The following is a 16210-nucleotide window of genomic DNA, read 5'->3' as shown; positions in this document are numbered from 1 at the left end:
GCAGGGGGTGACGACCACCGCGTCGGGGCGCTCCCCGTCGACGAGGTCCTCCCACGTGACGGCGACGCTGCGCCCGCCGTCGGCACCCGAGATCGGCTCCCCGCCGGCCCGGCGGACGAGCTCGGGCACCCAGTGCCCGGGAAGGAACGGCGGGTCGGTCCACTCCAGGACGAGGACCCGGGGACGCTCCCGGCCCGCGAGCGCGCCCGCCACCGCGTCGAGGCGGGCGCGCAGCGTCGCGAGCAGCGGGCCGGCGTCGGTCCCCACCGCCCCGGCCAGCGCGGCGATGCCGTCGAGCACGCCGTCGAGGGTGTGCGGGTCGAACGAGTGGACCCGGACCTCGTCGAGCCCGAGCTGGGTCAGCGCCTCGGTCACGGTGTGCCCGGGCAGCGCGCAGACCCGGCACAGATCCTGGGTGACGACGACGTCGGGCGCTGCCGCGAGCAGCGCCTCCCGGTCGAGGTCGTACATCGGCAGCCCGGCCGCGGCGCGCTCCCGGACGCAGGTGTCGATCTCGGCCGGGGTCATGCCGTCCTCGAGCGCGGAGCGGACCACGACCGGAGCACGGTCACGGATCCCCGGCGGGTGGTCGCACTCGAAGGTCACCGCGACGAGGTCGTCGGCCCGACCGAGCGCGCCGACGATCTCGGTCGCCGCGGGCAGGAGCGAGGCGATCCGCATGGGTCCCGAGGATAGGTGGCCTGCACCTGCGGGAGGATCCGGACGTGTCGGACCTCGTGCTCGGTCTGCGGCTGTACGCCCGCGGGGCGTCCACCGTGCTGCGCTCACCCCGCCTGCTGCGGCTCGGCGCGCTGCCCGCCCTGGTGACGGTGCTGCTCTACGTCGCCGTGCTCGCCGTGCTCGGGCGGTTCCTGCCGGACCTCGCGGAGCTGCTCACGCCGTTCGCGGACGGCTGGTCCCCGGGCGCACGGTCGGCCACGCACGTGGTCGCGGAGGTGGCGGTGGTGGCCGCGGTCGCGTTCGTGGCGGTGCTGGCCTTCGTCGGGGTCACGCTCGCGATCGGCGGGCCGTTCTACGAGCGACTCTCGGAGCTGGTCGACGACGGCGTCGGTGCGGTGCCGCCCGGACCCTCCCGGTCGATGGTCACCTCGCTGGCCCGGGGCGCACGTGACGGGCTGGTGCTCGTGGCGCTCTCGATCATCGCCGCGGTGCCGCTGTTCGTCCTCGGGTTCGTACCGGTGCTGGGCCAGACCGTCGTGCCGGTGGTCGCGGCGCTGATCGGCGGACGGCTGCTGGTGCTCGAGCTGACGGCGCCCGCGCTGGAACGTCGGGGGATCAGGTTCCGGGAGCGGCGCCGGCTGGTGCGCTCGCGCCGCCTGCTGAGCTGGTCGGTCGGGGTGCCGACCTACCTGCTGTGCCTGCTGCCGCTCGTCGGGATCCTGGCCGTGCCCGTCGGGGCGGCGGCGTCGACGCTGCTGGCGCGGGAGCTGTGCGGCGAGCCGACCTCAGTCTGAGCGCGCGGTGTCGGCATCAGCGCTCCCCGCAGCGCTGGGCGAGGCTCTCGATCCCGGCACGGATCATGCGCCCGTACCCGTCGTCGGGAAGACGGTCGATCGCCGCGCGGGCCCGCTCGAGGTGGTGCCGGGCGCTCGCGTCGTCCCCGAGCCGCTGGTAGTCGTCGCCGAGGTTGAGGTGCAGCGACGGGTAGAAACCGGCGATCGAGAGCGATTCGTGGTGGGCGCGGGCCCGCTCGTCGGTGACCTCGTCGGCCGCGGCGAGGGCGCGGAGGTCCCAGCGCAGCTCGTCGACGGTCTCCGGTTCGAGGTCGGCTGCGTAGTGGGCCAGGGTGCAGCGGTGGAAGGGGTCGGCCCGGACCGCCGCGTCGTCCCACAGCTGCGCGAGCCGACGGCGGGCCTCGTCGGGGTCACCGGCGTGCCCGACCTCGACCGCCGCGCCGATCTCCGACATCACGTCCACGAGTGCGCACCGTAGGACGAAGCCCTGACAGTCATGAGTGGGTGGCGCCGTTGCTGCCCGGCTCAGAGCAGGGTCGGCTGCTCCTCCTCCGCCTCGCCGTCCGCGACCGTCACCTCGGGCGCGTACCGGGCGGCCGGCGGGAGGACCCGGACCGCGCCGTCGTCGGCGACCACCACGAGCCGCACCGAGACCAGCAGCGCGAGCACGTCCGCGGCGAACCGGTCGCGGTCGGCGAGCGCCCCCTTCGACCAGTACCGGCCGTGCTCGGCCACCAGGTCGTCGAGCACCTCGCGCACGGACACCCACGGGATCGGGTCCGGATCGTCCTCGGGCCGGAACTGATACACCAGCTCGCTGACCAGCAGCAACGCCGCGTGCGACACCGTCCCGCCCGCCGGGAACGCGACGTCGGAACACCCGCCGTCGACGTCGAGCGCCGCGAACCCCTCCGCGCGGGCCTCGAGGACGAGCCCGGTCCTGGCCTCGATGCGCTTCGCCTCGTCCCCCGCGCGACGGCGCAGCTCGGCGAAGCGCGCCGGGTCGAGGTCACCCGGGAGCACCACCGGATCCTCCACCAGCCGGCGCCGGGCCGCCGTGGCCGCCGACCCGCGCTCGCGGGCCCGCTCCACGAGCTCACCCGGGGTCTCCGCGCCGACGACCGCGCCCGTCGGGAGCAGCGCCATCCGGTCCTGTCGGACCTCGAGCAGGGCGTCCGCGTCGGCGTCGTGCTCGTAGGTCGCGACCCCGCGGTCCAGCTCGCGCAGCATCCCCTGGGCGATCAGCCAGCGCAGCGCCGTCACGAGGGCCCGCCGTGACGCCGCGTCGGTGTCCATGACGATGCCCGCCTCGGCCGCCGCCGAGTGCACGGCGTTGACGAGGTCGCGCAGGCTGGTGCGGTCGGCGCCGGACGTCGTGGCGGCGAGCACGAGCGCGAGCGCGGTGTACTCGGCCGAGGTGAACGCGCGCGGGGTCGCCGAGACGGTGCGCAGCGGCCGGTCGGGCGGGACGTGGCCGGTCTTCACCAGACGCGCGGTGTCCGCGGTGACGACGAGCCGGTAGTTCAGCTCCTGCGTGAACCACGCGTCGAGGGCGTCGGTGTGGCGGCGGATCAGCGCGACCAGTTCCGGGTCGGACTCCACGGTGCGCCACGGGCGGGCGAGCAGCGCGCGGGTGGCGGTGACCAGCTCGCCGTCGCGCTGCGGGTCGGACCTCGGGGCGGTCATCCCGGCCCCGTCCCGCTGGAACGAACGACTCGTTCGTGGCCTCTATATGCACGAACGAGTCGTTCGTTCCGGTGGGGGCGGCTCACGGGGCCGGCTCCACCGTCATCGCGAGCCCCTCGATCCGCAGCGCGCCCGCGTGGGTGGGCACCGTCGTCGTCGTGCCCGGGCGACGTTCCACCGCGCACCGCACCCCGTCGAGCGACACCTCGCCGGCACCCGAGGCCGGACCGAGGTCCGCGACGGCGCGGGTGAGGACCCGCTGCAGCTCGCGCAGCGCCGGTTCGGAGAGGCGGTCGGTGAACCCGCTCGCCCCGGCCTCGAGCAGCTCCGCCCGTGCCGCGGCGGCGCGCCTCTCCACCTCTGCGCGCCGGGCCAGCAGGTGGCGGCGCTCCTGGGTCCGGTCCTGCACGCGGGAGGTGCGGCCGCGGCTCGTGGTGTCCCCTCGCTCGCGCAGCGAGATCGGGATCGACGCGACCGGGGCGTCCCACCACGACGTCGCCGCGGCGACCGGGTCGGTGTCGTCCCCGCCCGCTCCGCCGAGGTGCCGCGCCCCGAACATGCCGAAGGCCGCCGAGCCCAGCTCGTGCGCCCGCGGCGCGTCGGCGCGGGAGAAGAACACCGCGAGGCGCAGGAAATCGACCCGGCGCGAGGAGCCCGCGGTGCCGGTGCGCGACAGGCGGGTCAGGTTCTGGGTCAGGGTCCGCACGGCGTCCACGGCGTCGCGTTCCAGGGTCTGCACCCGGCTCGGCCGTCCCGGTGTCGAGATGAACCACGACGCCAGGTTCTCCCAGTCCGCGGCCGCGGCACCCGGCTCGCGGCGCACCCGCACGCTCGACAGGCCCGCGGCGGCGACCCGCGCGGCGAGGCCGTCGGCGGCGCGCTCGACGATCGTGCCGACCACCGGCTCCACCTCGGCGAGCAGCGCCGAGATCGGCCGCGCGGCCCGCCGCAGCGTCTCCAGTCGCTCGCCGACGTACCCGACGAGGACCTCGGAGAAGAACGCGAACTCGTCCTCGTCGAGGTCGAACCGGGACTGCCACTGGTTGATCGCCGCGAAGAACTGGGTGATCTCGGCCGAGAACGCCACGTGGGGGTCGAACACCGCCCGGACGGCCTCCGCGAGCCGGTCCGGCGGGGCGCTCGCGGCGTCGAGGCGGGTGAGGGCCTCCAGCCCGACACGCAGCTGCTCGAGCCGGCCGAGGGAGACGTCGCGCACGTCGTCGACCTGGGCGAGCACGCCCTCGACGAGGTCGTGCACCTCCTGGCCCACACGCGTGATCAGGTAGCGGTTCCGGCGCCGGTAGTAGTCCTCGACGGTGCCGACCTGCCCGACCGACGCGGACACCTCGAGGTTGCCCCACTCGCGCAGCTGCTCGAGCCGGCCGGTGACCGTGCTCTCCTCGAGCTCCAGCCCGGCGTCCGCCAGGCGCGCGGTGACCTCGGTGGGGGTCAGCTCGGCGAAGAACGTGCCCGCGAACACGGCGAGGATCGCGCGGTAGTCCGGCGACTCGGTGACGTAGGAGAAGACCGTCGTGCGGATGCCTGCTGACGTCACGACGCGGCGACCGCCAGCTCGTGCCCGTTCCAGCGGTAGTGCACCAGCGCGATGGCCCGCAGCTCCGGGTCGCGCAGGACCTCGGTGATCGCGAGCGCGGGCACGTTCGAGTGCGTGCCCCACAGCCGCTCGGAGGTCACGACGAAGTCCACGTCGAGGTCCACGAGCAGGCCGAAGAGCTTCGCGTGGTTGTCCTCGGAGACCTTCGCGAACGCGTCGTCGAGCAGCACCAGCCGCGGGGCACCGACACCGTGCGGGTCGTGCGCGGCCGCGCTCGCGGCGGCGGCGCTGGCCATCGGCAGGACGGTGACCAGCTTCTTCTCACCCTCGGACAGGGTGGTCCGGCGCGTCAGCAGCTCGTCGTTGCGGTTCGGTCGCCGCAGGTAGATCCGCATCTCGTGCCAGGTCCGGTAGTCGAGGACCTCGCCGATCACGGTGCGGTACGACGCCTCGGGGTCCTGCGTGCGGGCCAGCTCGACGAGGCCCTTGACCGCCTCCCGGACCTGGTCGTCCTCCTCGGGGGTGCGGAGGTCGGGATGCTTGCCGAGCAGCTCGAGCGCGGTGGCGGTGTCCGGGTCGAGGTCGCCGCGGGGCTTCCACTCCAGCCGCACGCCGATGCCCTGGCTGGACGTGACCCCCGTGAGGATCCGGTTGATCCGCTCGACCAGCTCGCGGGCGGCGAACAGCGCGTCCGCCACCTCCCGGGCGATCCGGCCGTGGAGCAGGTTCCGCAGCGCCTGGTCCTGCTGGGCGGAGAGCAGGCTCGTCGCGCGGCGCCGCTGGATCGCGACCCGGTGCACCATCTGCGCCAGCACCGCGCGGGTCGGGCCGGTGACGTGGACCGCGAGCGGAGTGCCGTCGGCGCCGCGGCGGGACTCGATGTCCCAGCCGGAGGCGAGCTGGTCGCGGGTCGCGCGCAACGCCTTCTCCAGGGCGTCCTCGGTGACCTGCACGCGCGGGGCCGGGATGCGCTCGCGCAGCGCCGTCACCAGCTCCTGCGCCCCCTCGACGGTGTCCGGGGTGGCCGGGATCGGTTCCGGGCCCGCCTCCTCCTGAACCAACGACTCGTTCGTGGCTTCTATATGCACGAACGAGTCGTTCGTTCCGTCGGGGGTGGGTCGTCCGGCCGCGGACGGATCGGGACTGCGCTCCGCGGCGGCGAGCAGCCCGGGGACCTCGGCGGCCTCCACCAGCCGCGCCCGGCCGGCCGTCGCCGCCTTCTCCCGCTCGGTCACGGTCTCCCGCGCCGACTCCACCCGCAGCTCGGCCTCGCGGACGGCCACGGTGGCGTTCGTCTGCTCCTCGCGGGCCGTCTCGAGCCTGCCGGCCACCTCGCGCAGATGGGAGTCGAGCTCGGAGACCCGCGCCGCGACCTTCGCCGGCTCCTCGCCGAGGGCCGCCTGGGCGGTGTCCAGCTCGGTGCGCACCGAGGCGGCGTGCCCGGCGGCGGCCCGGTGGTCGGCGACGGCGGAGGTGAGATCGGCGACCTCCCGCTCCCACGCGGCGATCGCCTCGCGCCAGGCCCGGCCGCTGCGCCGGACCCGCTCGGCCGCCGACTCGACCGAGGCCAGCGCCCGCTCCCCGTCCGAGATCGCCTCGAGGAGCTCCTCGAGGCGGGCCGGGTCGGTCGGCAGGCCGGCGTCGGACGCCTCCTGCTGCAGCCGGGCCACAGCGTCGTCGGCGCGACGACGGGTCTCGGCGGCCGTGGCGGCCCGCTCGGACGCGCGCCCGGCAGCCTCCTCGGCGTAGCGGACCGCGCCGGTCGCCCCGACGACGGCGTCGTCCACGGCCCGGGTCGACGGCAGGTCCCGGACGAGGGCCCGCAGCCCGTCGGCGTGCTCGTCCAGGGCCTCGGACACCCCGCGGGCCGCCGCGAGGCGCGTCTGCGCCTCGTCGGTCCGCGCGGCAAGTTCCGCCAGCCGACGCTCGCGGGCCTGGGCGCGGGCCCCGGCTCCGACGTGCTCGGCGGCGGGCTTGGTGTGCCGGCCGCGCAGTCCTCCGGCGCCGAACGACCCGTCGGCGGACACCCACAGACCGGCGGTGCCCGACGTCCGCCCGTCCCCGATCCCGGCGAGGACCCGGGCGACGACGTCGGTGGGCACCGCGCCGGTGTCGATCGGGACGAGGAGGCGACCGAGCCCCCGTTCTGCGTGCTCGGCGGACGCGTCAGGACCGCCGATCGGCGTGCTCGGTTGCTCCGTCACCAGCAGCTCCCCGCCCTCGCCGCGCAGCGCGCCGTCCGCGCTGACCCGCGCGGCCAGCAGACCGGACGCCTCCAGAGCGGCCTCGAGCCCGGCGCGGGACCCGTCGTCGAGGCTGTCCTCGAAGTCGACGACGGAGGCGAGCAGGACCCCGTCGGCGGTGTCGGCGTCGGTCCGCCACGCCTCGCGGGGCAGCGGCAGTTCGTCGGCCGCCTCGACCCGCGCGTACTCGGCCCGCAGTTCGCCGAGCTCGGCACCGACCTCGTCGACGCGCACCGACGCCCGGCTGCGCGCGGCGGCGAGGGCACCGGAGGCGTCGTCGCAGACACGGCGGGCCGCGGCGACGAGGGCCTCCGCACGACGGCGGAGGTCGTCTCCCGCGTCCCTATCGGCGTGCTCGGTTGGTCCGTCGGGTGGCTCGGGTGCCGGCGCCGGGAGCCAGCCGGGGGCCCCGCCCGGCTCGGCCGCGGGCACGACGGCCAGGTGCGCCGCGAGGCGCTCGTGCCACGCGCCGACCGATGTGGCGTGCTCGTCCGCGGCGACCCGGGCCGCCCGGCGGGCGGTGTCGGCCTCCTCGGCGGCACCGTCGGCGCGCTCGCGGGCCTCGGTCGCCTCGGTGTCGGCCCGGTCGGCCGCCGCGGTCTCCCGGTCGGCGGCCACGGCACGTTCCCGCAGGTCACGCACGGTGCCGCGGTGGGCGCGGAGACCGTCGGCGATCCCGACGAGCTCGCCGGGGAGATCCTCGGCGGGGTCGGCCCCGGTGTGGTCGAGATCGGCGGGCACGTCGACGGCGGTGCCCCCGGCCTCGTCGTGCCGTGGCTCGGTGACCAGCGCGGGCGGGTCGGGCAGCCGGACGGGCGCGGATGCGGTCCGGGCCGCCGTCGCCACCTCCCCCAGGTGCTGCGCCACCCCGGCGAGGTCGGACTCGAGCTGCCCCCGGGCGCCGCCGGCGGCGTCCGCGGACGTCGTCGTGCGCGCGCGGGCCCGCTCCCGGACGCCGTCGAGGGTCGCGGCGGCGTCGTCCGCGCGGCTCAGCTCGTCGCGGCGGCGCACCAGGTCGGCGTGGGCGGAGTACTCCGGGAGGCTCACCAGGCCCTGGCGCTCCGAGGTCGCGCGGGCGTGCTCGTCGCTCAGGTCGCCGACGGTGCGGGCCGCGCCGTCCCGGGCCGTCACCGCGCGGCCCGCGGCGGACTGGTCCCGCTCGAGGCGTTTCGTGGCCGTGCGGGCGGCGTCCACCGCGGAGCCCGCGCCCTCGACCGCGGTCATGAGCACCCGGCGGGCGTAGTCGGCGTAGACCTCCACGACCCCGCCGAGCGCCTCGGCCGTCGTCGCGAGGTCGGTGACGTTGCGGCGGTGGTCCTCGAGGTCCTCGAGGGGCTGGGCGGCGTCCGAGACGGCGTCGTCGGGGACCGGTGGCAGCGCCTCGCGCAGGGTGCGCGGCAGGTCGGTGTCGATGCGGTCGCCGACGCGCGGGTTGCGGACCTGGTGCAGCAGCCGGAAGTACGCGGACGGGTCGGTCCCGCCGAAGAAGCGCCGGGCCACCTCGGCGCGGTACTCCGCCGTGGACCCGAACACCTGGCCGTGCGTCCCCAGTTCGGTGCGCAGCACGTCGGCGGAGAACGGCACGTCGGCCTCGGTGAGCCGGAAGTCGGCGCCATGCCCCGTCGCTGCGCTCGCCCCGGTCCTCGCGCGGCGCTCGGTGGAGAACCACCACGTCGTGACACGGTCGGTACTCCGGTTGGCCCGGATGCCGCAGCCGACGGTGCGGTACTCGGGCGCTCCGCCGTCGTCGTCCCGCGTGAACTCGATCCACAGGTAACCGGTGCGCTGGGTGTCGTCGTTGTCGGAGAGCATCCAGCTGCGCAGCACGCCCCGCTGCTCACCCGCGGCGTCGATCTTGCGGACGTCCGCCTCGAGCAGGAACGGCAGCAGCATGTTCATCGCCGTCGACTTGCCCGAGCCGTTGACCCCTCGCAGCAGCAGGCGTCCGCCGGCGAAGTCCAGCACCTCGTCCTGGTACTGGTACACGTTCAGGATCCCGGCGCGGGACGGCCGCCACCGCCGCGTCCTCTCCGTCTGCGCCACCCGGAGGAGGGTACGGACCCGCCCCGGCGGGCCCGGGTCACGCCCGTGGGGACGGAACGCGGGTCACACCGCGTCGAACGGGGACGGGTTCCCGAGTGTCGCGAGGGTGCTCCGGGGCGCCCCGGCGAACGGGTGCTCCGGGACGGCGCCGACGGCGCGGTGCCAGGTGAGGGCGCGGGCGACGACGGCGGCGCGGCAGGCGAGGACGGCCGCGCGTACGAGGTCGTCGTGACCCGCCAGGTCGGAGAACCCGTCGAGGTAGGCGTCGCGCGCGGTCGTCACCGCAGGGTCGTCCGGCGCGACGCCCAGGGTCCGGGCGAGCCCGCCGAGGGCCACGAGCAGGCACGCGAACGGATGAGCGAGGACGGCGTCGCCCCAGTCGTAGAAGCGCGGCCCGTGCTCCGGGGTCGCCGACAGGACGTTGCCGGGGTGGAGGTCCTGGTGGTCGACGGTGACGAGATCCGCGCCCGGTCCGTCGGCCAGCTCCCCGGCCCAGCGCGCGACGAGGCCGCGGCGCCGGGGGACGTCGTCGTCGAGGCCGGTGACCGCGAGGGCCTCCTCGAGGCGCGCAGGCAGCGCCGCGGGCGAGGCGTCCGGTACCCCGGCCGCGAGGACCTCGGCGCGCGCGGGCGCCACGGCGCGCTGCAGGGCGGCGTAGACCGGCATCGCGGCGGCGACGGCCGCGGCCACCTGCCCGGGCGGGCCGTCCCGCAGCGTCGGGCCGCCGTCGGGGAGCAGCAGCCACCCGCGGTCCTCGTCGCGGGCGAGCGGGACGAGCACCGCCCGCGGCGCGCGGGCGGCGAGCACGCCGTAGAGCCCGACCTCGGCGCGGGCGGCGGGTGCAGTGGCCTTGAGCCAGACCGGTCCGGTGGGGGTGGGCAGGCACAGGACGGTCGACCAGGGCCGCTCGCGGGCGGTGGGCGGGCCGGTGATCGTCGTGTGGGCGGCCGCCCAGGCGAGCTCGGCGGCGTAGCGCCGCTCGAGATCCCCAGGCTCCGCTGCCGACATCGCCCCGCTCCCGTCCCGACCCGCCGGTGGGGAGATCATGCCTGTCGCACCACCCCGTCGAGGAGGAGTTCTCCGCCGTGCTCGTCGTGCTGCCGCCGTCCGAGACCAAGGCGACGGGCGGGCGCGGCCCCGCGCTGGACCTGGACGCGCTGTCGTTCCCGGCGTTGAACCCGGTGCGCCACGAGCTGGTGGACGAGGTGGTGGCGCTCGCGGAGGACGTCCCCGGTTCCCGCGCGGCGCTCGGAGTCAGCGAGCGCCAGGACGACGAGATCGGGCGGAACGCGTCGCTGTGGACCTCACCGACCGCGCCGGCGTTGCGCCGCTACACCGGTGTGCTCTACGACGCCCTCGACGCCCGGTCCCTGACGACGGCCGCGCGGCGCCGGATCGCGGTGTGCTCGGCCCTGTTCGGCCTGGTCATGGGCACCGATCCGATCCCGGCCTACCGGCTCTCGTCCGGCTCGACGCTGCCGGGGCGGGGCGGGCTGCGCACGGTGTGGCGCCCGGTGCTCGGTCCGGTCCTCGCCGGGCTCGACGACCACGTGGTCGACCTGCGCTCCGGCGGCTACGCCGCGCTGGCCCCGGCGGCGGGCGCGACGACGCTGGACGTGGTGTCGGAGGCGCCCGACGGGTCCCGGACGACGGTCAGCCACGCGAACAAGTCGTTCAAGGGGCACGCGGCGCGGCTGCTCGCGTCCACGCGGCGCCGGCCGAAGGACACCGCGGGCGTGCTCGCGGTGCTGGCGGACGCCGGACTGCGCGTGGAGCGGGCGGACGCCACGTCGCTGGTGCTCGTGGTGCCGCGCTGAGCGGGAGGCTCCGACACGCGTGGGTGGCGCCCTCCGCTCGTCAGAGGAAGGGGAGCACGCCGATAGGGGGCCATTGCTGTCAGGGGCGGGCGCCCAGCTCCGCGAGAACCCCGTCCGTGAACGGCGGCCAGGCCTCCTTCGCCCACTCGCCGAAGTCGCGGTCGGTCAGCACCACACAGGCCGCGTCCACGGCGGGGTCCACCCACAGGAACGTCCCGGACTGGCCGAAGTGCCCGAACGTGGTCGGTGAGCTCGACGCCCCGGTCCAGTGCGGCGCCTTGTGGTCGCGCAGCTCGACGCCGAGCCCCCAGTCGTTGGGCTTCTGGTGCCCGAGCCCCGGCAGGACGCCGTTGAGCCCGGGGAACTGGACCCTCGTCGCCTCGGTCATCGTCTCGGGCGCGAGCAGGGTCGGGGCGCGCAGTTCGGCAGCGAACGCGGCGAGATCGGCGACGGTCGACGTGGCGCCGTGCCCGGGTGAGCCGTCCAGCGACGTCGACGTCATCCCGAGCGGCTCGCACACCGCCTCGTGCAGGTAGTCGGCGAACCCGATGCCCGTCCGGGCGGCCAGGTGGTCGGCGAGCACCTCGAACCCCGCCGAGGAGTACAGCCGCCGCGTCCCGGGCTCGGCGACGACGCGCTGCTCCGAGAAGGCGAGCCCGGACGTGTGGGCGAGCAGGTGGCGGACCGTGGAGCCCTCGGGCCCGGCGGGCTCGTCGAGGGTGATCGCCTCCTCCTCGACGGCGAGCAGCGCGGCCACCGCGACCAGCAGCTTCGTCACGGACGCGAGGGGGAACCGTCGGTCGGCCTCGCCGTGGGTCGTCGTCCCGGCCGAGGTCACGACGGCGGCCGCCGCGTGCTCGACGGGCCAGTCGTCCACGCGGCGCAGGCTCTCCACGGGCGCCGACCCTAGCCAGCGCCTCCCGTCGGACGGGCGGGCCCTACACGCCGAGCCGGTCGCGGATCGCGTCCGTGGCGTCGTCGAGCACCGTGCGGGCCGGGCCGTAGCCGAAGGGCTGGTTCGAGAGGATCGCGAGCACGTAGCGCCCGTCGCCGTCGAGGAATCCGGCGCTGTGCAGGTCGATGCTCGACTCCAGGCAGCACAGCCAGCCCTGCTTCGCCGCCGCCGGCCCGCGCCGGGCCGCGTCGAACAGCCCGAACGCCTGGTCGAAGCCGTCGGCCGCCCGGGCGGGCGCGCCGGCCATCGCCGAGCGGACCAGGTCGCGGTCGGACGGGGCGAGCCCCTCGAGGACGAACCGCAGCACCGTGGTCATGTCCCGGGCCGAGAGCTTCACCTCACCCCACTGCGAGGGATCGCCGGGCAGCTCGGTGTCGGTGAGGCCGAGCCGCGCGACGACCCGCTCGATCCCGGCCGATCCGCCGTGGCGGGACCACAGCGCGTTCATCGCCGGGTCGTCGCTGGGGCCGAGCGCGTCACGCAGCAGCGCGCGGTCGTCGTCGGTCACCGCCGACGAACCCCCCGCGAGCACGTCCACCGCCGTGAGCAGCTTCGAGAGCGAGGCCGAGTTCATCGCCTCGGCCGCCTCGTCGTTGGTGGCCAGCGCGCCGGTGCTCCGGTCGAGGAGAGCGATCCCGACGTCGGCGCCGGACCGGGTCACGGTGGCGTCGGCGGCCTCGACGGCGGCCTGGACCGGCGCGGGGGTGACGGGTCCTGGTCCGGGGGCGGCGGGCGCGGGCGACGCGGTGCCCGGCGGCGCGGGCGCCACGCGCTCCACCTCGACGGCCGGATTCAGCATCGGCCAGAGGACCGGGCCGCCCACGCACAGCAGGACGACGACGCCGAGCACGACGACCGCCCGGCGCGTCCACCGGAGGTCCGGGCTGCGCGCCATCTCCAGGATGATGCCGCCCGGCGCGCCGCGGTCCCCACGCGGGGCAGGCGAACGTGACGCACGGGACACGCCGACCGAAACCGCGGCCGTCGGGAACCGGGCGCCCGGATCACGCTCCTGGGATCAGGCGGCGGTCGCCGTCCCGGTCGGCGCGGACGCGGTGCGCAGGTCGGAGACGACCCGCTCGGTGATCGCCCGCTTGACCGCCCACTGACGGTTCGGGCGGGTCTTCGTGGTCAGGCGCAGGGTCAGCGCGGACTCGGTGACGGCCTGCACGCCGAGCACCCGCGGCGGGTCGATGACGTCACGGGCGAGCCCCTCGCCGACGGCCTCGCGGGCCGCCTTCTCGGCGACGCGGCCGGCCTCCTCGACGTCGGTGTCCAGCTCGAGCGGGACGTCGACGACGGCGACCGCGTGGTCCTGCGAAGCGTTCCCGACCCGCTCGATCGTCCCGTTGCGGACGTACCAGACGACGCCGGACACGTCGCGGACCGACGTGGTGCGCAGGCCGACATGCTCGATGGTGCCGACGGCGTCCCCGAGGTCGACGTGGTCACCGACCCCGTACTGGTCCTCGAGCAGCATGAAGATGCCGGAGATGAAGTCCTTGACCAGGTTCTGGGCGCCGAAGCCGACGGCGAGACCGAGCACGCCGGCCGAGGCGAGTACCGGCGCGAGGTTCACCCCGAAGCGGGACAGCACCATCATGAACGCGGTCCCGAAGATCAGGATCGTGGCCGCGGACCGCAGCACGGAGCCGACGGTCCTGGCCCGCTGCGCGCGTCGCGCCGAGCCGAAGGCCTCGATGCTCTCGGCGTCGGTGACGCCGCGGCCGCGACGCAACAGGCTCATCAGTCCCGGGACACCCGCGCCCGCGGAGATCTGGGCGATGACGCGGTTGACGACGAAGCGCACGATCAGGGCGACCAGGACGATCCCGATCACCGAGAACAGCACGGAGACCGTGGCGTCGGCGCCGCGGGCGAGCCACGACATGCCGGTCCACGACCACACCCGGGAGCACCAGGAGCCGGCGTCGGCGGCGCATTCGGGGGCCACTGCGCCGAACGGCGCAGCGACGTGGGGGAGCGGGAGAGCGGAGGGCTGCACGGTGGGGAGCACGACGCGCGGTTCACACCTCGGGACTACGGGTCGGATCGATGACGGGCCGCCACGGTGCCTGACACCCATGGGTGACATGACAACGGGGGTGGGGCGGCGTGGCGCAGGGGTGCCGTCGGCCCGGGCCGGGTAGGGACACCGCTATGCCCGACTCCGCGGGGACCACCGCGCACGGCCCGCCCCGCTCCCGCTCCCGCTCACCGTTGCTGGTCGCCGGGGCGGTGGCGGTCGCGCTGCCGGGCGTCGTCATGAGCGTCGTCGGGCTCTCGGTGTCGCCGCCGGTCGACGCGCTGCTCTACGGGCTGGCGATCGTCGGCGCGGCGTTCCTGCTCTCCTGGGCCGCGGAGGCCGCGCAGGTCGACATCTCGGCGGGCCTCGCCATCGCCCTGCTGGCGCTGGTCGCGGTGCTGCCCGAGTACGCGGTGGACTTCGTGTTCACGATCCAGGGCGGCAACGCGTACGCCCTCCATGGACCCACGTGCCTCCCACCGGGCTCGACCGAGCAGTCCCCGTGCGGTCTGGCGCTGGCCAACATGACCGGCGCGAACCGGATCCTGGTCGGCATCGGCTGGGCGCTCGTGGTGCTGCTCGCCGCGATCCGGCTGCGCCGCGACTCCTCCCGCGGCCGGGACGCCCACGGCGACGGCGGCACGACCCACCGCCCGGGCCACTCCACGCGGGTCACGCTCTCGCGCACCGACTCGGTGCCGCTGGTGTTCCTGCTGCTGGCGACCCTGTACTCGCTCACGCTGCCGCTGCGCGTGAGCATCACGCTCGTCGACACGGTCGTCCTGGTCGGGATCTTCGTCGCCTACAGCATCCGGGTGGCCCGCGCTCCCGCCGAGGAGCCGGAGCTCATCGGGCCGTCGGCCTGGGTCGGGGAGAAGGAGGCCACCCCGCGCCGGGCCTGGTACATCGGCCTCTTCGTCCTCGCGGCCGCGGTCATCCTGCTCTGTGCCGAGCACTTCGCCGACTCCCTCGTCGAGACCGGCACTGAGCTCGGCATCAGCCAGTTCTTCCTCGTCCAGTGGGTCGCACCGTTCGCCTCCGAGGCCCCGGAGCTGCTCGTGGCCGGGCTCTACGCGTGGCGGCTCAAGACCACCGACGCGCTCGCGACGCTGGTCTCGTCGAAGGTCAACCAGTGGTCACTGCTCGTGGGGACGCTGCCCATCGTGTTCGCCCTCGCCGCGGGCTCGCTGCACGGGCTCCCGATCGACATCGAGCAGCGCGAGGAGCTGCTGTTGACCGCCACCCAGTCGCTGTTCGCGGTAGCCCTGCTGGTGACCCTGTCGATCACGGTGAAGGGCGCCCTGTCCCTCGTCGGCCTGTTCGCGCTGCAGTTCGTGCTCGCCGCCATGCTGAGCGGGCCCGCCCAGGACCTCGAGCTCCTCGTCATCTCCGCGATCTACGTGGTGCTCGCGATCGCGCTCTTCGTACGGTCGCGACGATCACTGGTCACACTGGTGCGTGACGGCCTGCGCACGCCGTACGCCGAGCTGACCCGGGAGAGCCGGTGACCAAGCTCGCCGTGATGTACGTGCACGGCGTCGAGATCGGAACGACCGGCGCGTGATGACACCGATCGCCACGTCCCTCGCCCGTGCCTGGCACCGGATGCGCGTCACGGCGGGGTAACGCGGCCGCCCTGGCCGACGATCTCCCGGACGTCCCCACCGCCGTGCCCCGGGAGCCCGCGCATGCCCCGCCCCACCCCGACGCCCCGTCAGCAGCCCGGTCGGGTCGCCATGCAGGTGGCGCGAGACGGCGGACCGGCCCGGACGGAGCCCCCGGGCGGCGCGGTACCGACGAGGGGCAGGCACCGCACGCCCGACACCGGTGAGGTGACGGCGTGGGGGCCTGCCTCGGAGGTCGAGGGCGCTCCGCGGCCCTCCGCGGACCCGGCAGCCCCGAGCACCCCGCCCCGGCACGGCGTCACCGCACGACGGGCGCAGATCGCCGCCCGACGGACCGCTCCCGGGTCGTTGGAGCGGGTCGAGGCGGCACAGGTCGCCGCGTCGCGCCCCGCCTCGACGCCCCGCCCTGCCCCGGCCCCGGTGCCGGCCACGACGACCGCCGCCCCCGTGCCCCGCCCGGCCGCCACGTCCGCGGCCGCCCCGCGCCCGTTCCGTCCGGCCGCACTGGAGGCGACAGCCGACGAGGACGACGCCGTCACCGACCTGGTCGCCGGCCCGGCCCGACGCGGGCGGGCCACCGTGCCGGACGGCCCCGGCACGGGCCGAATGCCCGGGTTGCTCGGTCTCGTCCTCGGGGCACTGGCCCTGATCGGCGCGGTGATCGCGGCCGGCGAGCCCGACGTCGTCGTGCCCGTGATCGGCCGCCTGGGTTCGTCCCCGCTGGCGCTCGCCGGACTCCTCGCCCTCGGACTGCTCGCGACGGCGTGCGCCGCCCTCGGCACGGG

The 16210-nt window shown here is 75.7% G+C and carries 12 protein-coding genes and 1 pseudogene; 4 read left to right on the top strand and 9 right to left on the bottom strand.

The annotated features are described in order from the left end of the window. Nucleotides 1-681 (bottom strand): TroA family protein (locus tag VGI02_RS28045; RefSeq protein WP_331633186.1); only part of this gene is annotated, 681 nt, incomplete at its 3' end. 44 nt (nt 682-725) lie between these two features. Here VGI02_RS28045 and VGI02_RS28040 point away from each other — a divergent pair. After that, complete coding sequence (locus VGI02_RS28040) at nt 726-1475, top strand: EI24 domain-containing protein (protein WP_331633184.1); 750 nt, start codon at nt 726-728, stop codon at nt 1473-1475. 16 nt (nt 1476-1491) lie between these two features. On the opposite strand, the gene VGI02_RS28035 is transcribed toward VGI02_RS28040, so the two are convergent. The 5 genes from VGI02_RS28035 to VGI02_RS28015 form a co-directional block, all read right to left on the bottom strand. Then, nucleotides 1492-1929: a hypothetical protein gene (locus VGI02_RS28035; RefSeq protein WP_331633188.1), complete on the bottom strand. Its 438-nt coding sequence runs from the start codon at nt 1927-1929 to the stop codon at nt 1492-1494. Between the two features lie 71 nt (nt 1930-2000). Beyond that, nucleotides 2001-3161 carry a TIGR02678 family protein gene (locus VGI02_RS28030; RefSeq protein WP_331633182.1) on the bottom strand — a complete coding sequence of 387 codons (1161 nt, stop codon included), beginning with the start codon at nt 3159-3161 and terminating at the stop codon, nt 2001-2003. Between the two features lie 82 nt (nt 3162-3243). Further along, nucleotides 3244-4716 (bottom strand): TIGR02677 family protein, encoded by a 1473-nt coding sequence (locus VGI02_RS28025; protein ID WP_331633180.1) that lies wholly within the window; start codon nt 4714-4716, stop codon nt 3244-3246. Next, a complete protein-coding gene (locus VGI02_RS28020; protein ID WP_331633178.1) occupies nt 4713-9002 on the bottom strand; it encodes a TIGR02680 family protein in 4290 nt (1429 codons plus the stop codon). The genes VGI02_RS28025 and VGI02_RS28020 overlap by 4 nt, the downstream gene beginning before the upstream one ends. Before the next feature lie 63 nt (nt 9003-9065). Next, complete coding sequence (locus tag VGI02_RS28015) at nt 9066-10010, bottom strand: phosphotransferase (protein WP_331633176.1); 945 nt, start codon at nt 10008-10010, stop codon at nt 9066-9068. A gap of 77 nt (nt 10011-10087) precedes the next feature. Between VGI02_RS28015 and VGI02_RS28010 the strand changes: the two genes are divergently transcribed. Beyond that, nucleotides 10088-10819: a YaaA family protein gene (locus tag VGI02_RS28010; protein WP_331633173.1), complete on the top strand. Its 732-nt coding sequence runs from the start codon at nt 10088-10090 to the stop codon at nt 10817-10819. Nucleotides 10820-10898: 79 nt separating this feature from the next. Here the strand turns inward: VGI02_RS28010 and VGI02_RS28005 are convergent, their stop codons facing one another. The 3 genes from VGI02_RS28005 to VGI02_RS27995 form a co-directional block, all read right to left on the bottom strand. Then, the gene (locus tag VGI02_RS28005; RefSeq protein ID WP_331633171.1) at nt 10899-11714 is read right to left on the bottom strand and encodes a serine hydrolase domain-containing protein; all 816 of its coding nucleotides are present in this window, start codon (nt 11712-11714) and stop codon (nt 10899-10901) included. Nucleotides 11715-11757: 43 nt separating this feature from the next. Beyond that, the gene (locus tag VGI02_RS28000) at nt 11758-12669 is read right to left on the bottom strand and encodes a serine hydrolase (protein WP_331633169.1); all 912 of its coding nucleotides are present in this window, start codon (nt 12667-12669) and stop codon (nt 11758-11760) included. Between the two features lie 123 nt (nt 12670-12792). Further along, nucleotides 12793-13779 carry a mechanosensitive ion channel family protein gene (locus VGI02_RS27995; protein ID WP_331633167.1) on the bottom strand — a complete coding sequence of 329 codons (987 nt, stop codon included), beginning with the start codon at nt 13777-13779 and terminating at the stop codon, nt 12793-12795. A 155-nt stretch (nt 13780-13934) separates the two neighbouring features. Between VGI02_RS27995 and VGI02_RS27990 the strand changes: the two genes are divergently transcribed. Continuing rightward, nucleotides 13935-15308: a calcium:cation antiporter family protein gene (locus VGI02_RS27990; protein ID WP_331633165.1), complete on the top strand. Its 1374-nt coding sequence runs from the start codon at nt 13935-13937 to the stop codon at nt 15306-15308. 180 nt (nt 15309-15488) lie between these two features. Next, nucleotides 15489-16210: pseudogene (locus tag VGI02_RS27985) on the top strand (hypothetical protein); the annotation flags it as partial.

The sequence above is a fragment of the Actinomycetospora sp. genome (genome assembly GCF_036497245.1).
Taxonomy (GTDB): Bacteria; Actinomycetota; Actinomycetes; order Mycobacteriales; family Pseudonocardiaceae; genus Actinomycetospora.
The sequence above is the reverse complement of the archived record's forward strand: the minus strand, read 5'-3'. Positions and strand labels throughout refer to the sequence as shown.

Coding starts and splice junctions, on each gene's coding strand:
- VGI02_RS28035 (WP_331633188.1), bottom strand. CDS start 1,929: ATGTCGGAGATCGGCGCGGCGGTCGAGGTCGGGCACGCCGGTGACCCC.
- VGI02_RS28030 (WP_331633182.1), bottom strand. CDS start 3,161: ATGACCGCCCCGAGGTCCGACCCGCAGCGCGACGGCGAGCTGGTCACC.
- VGI02_RS28015 (WP_331633176.1), bottom strand. CDS start 10,010: ATGTCGGCAGCGGAGCCTGGGGATCTCGAGCGGCGCTACGCCGCCGAG.
- VGI02_RS28000 (WP_331633169.1), bottom strand. CDS start 12,669: ATGGCGCGCAGCCCGGACCTCCGGTGGACGCGCCGGGCGGTCGTCGTG.
- VGI02_RS27990 (WP_331633165.1), top strand. CDS start 13,935: ATGCCCGACTCCGCGGGGACCACCGCGCACGGCCCGCCCCGCTCCCGC.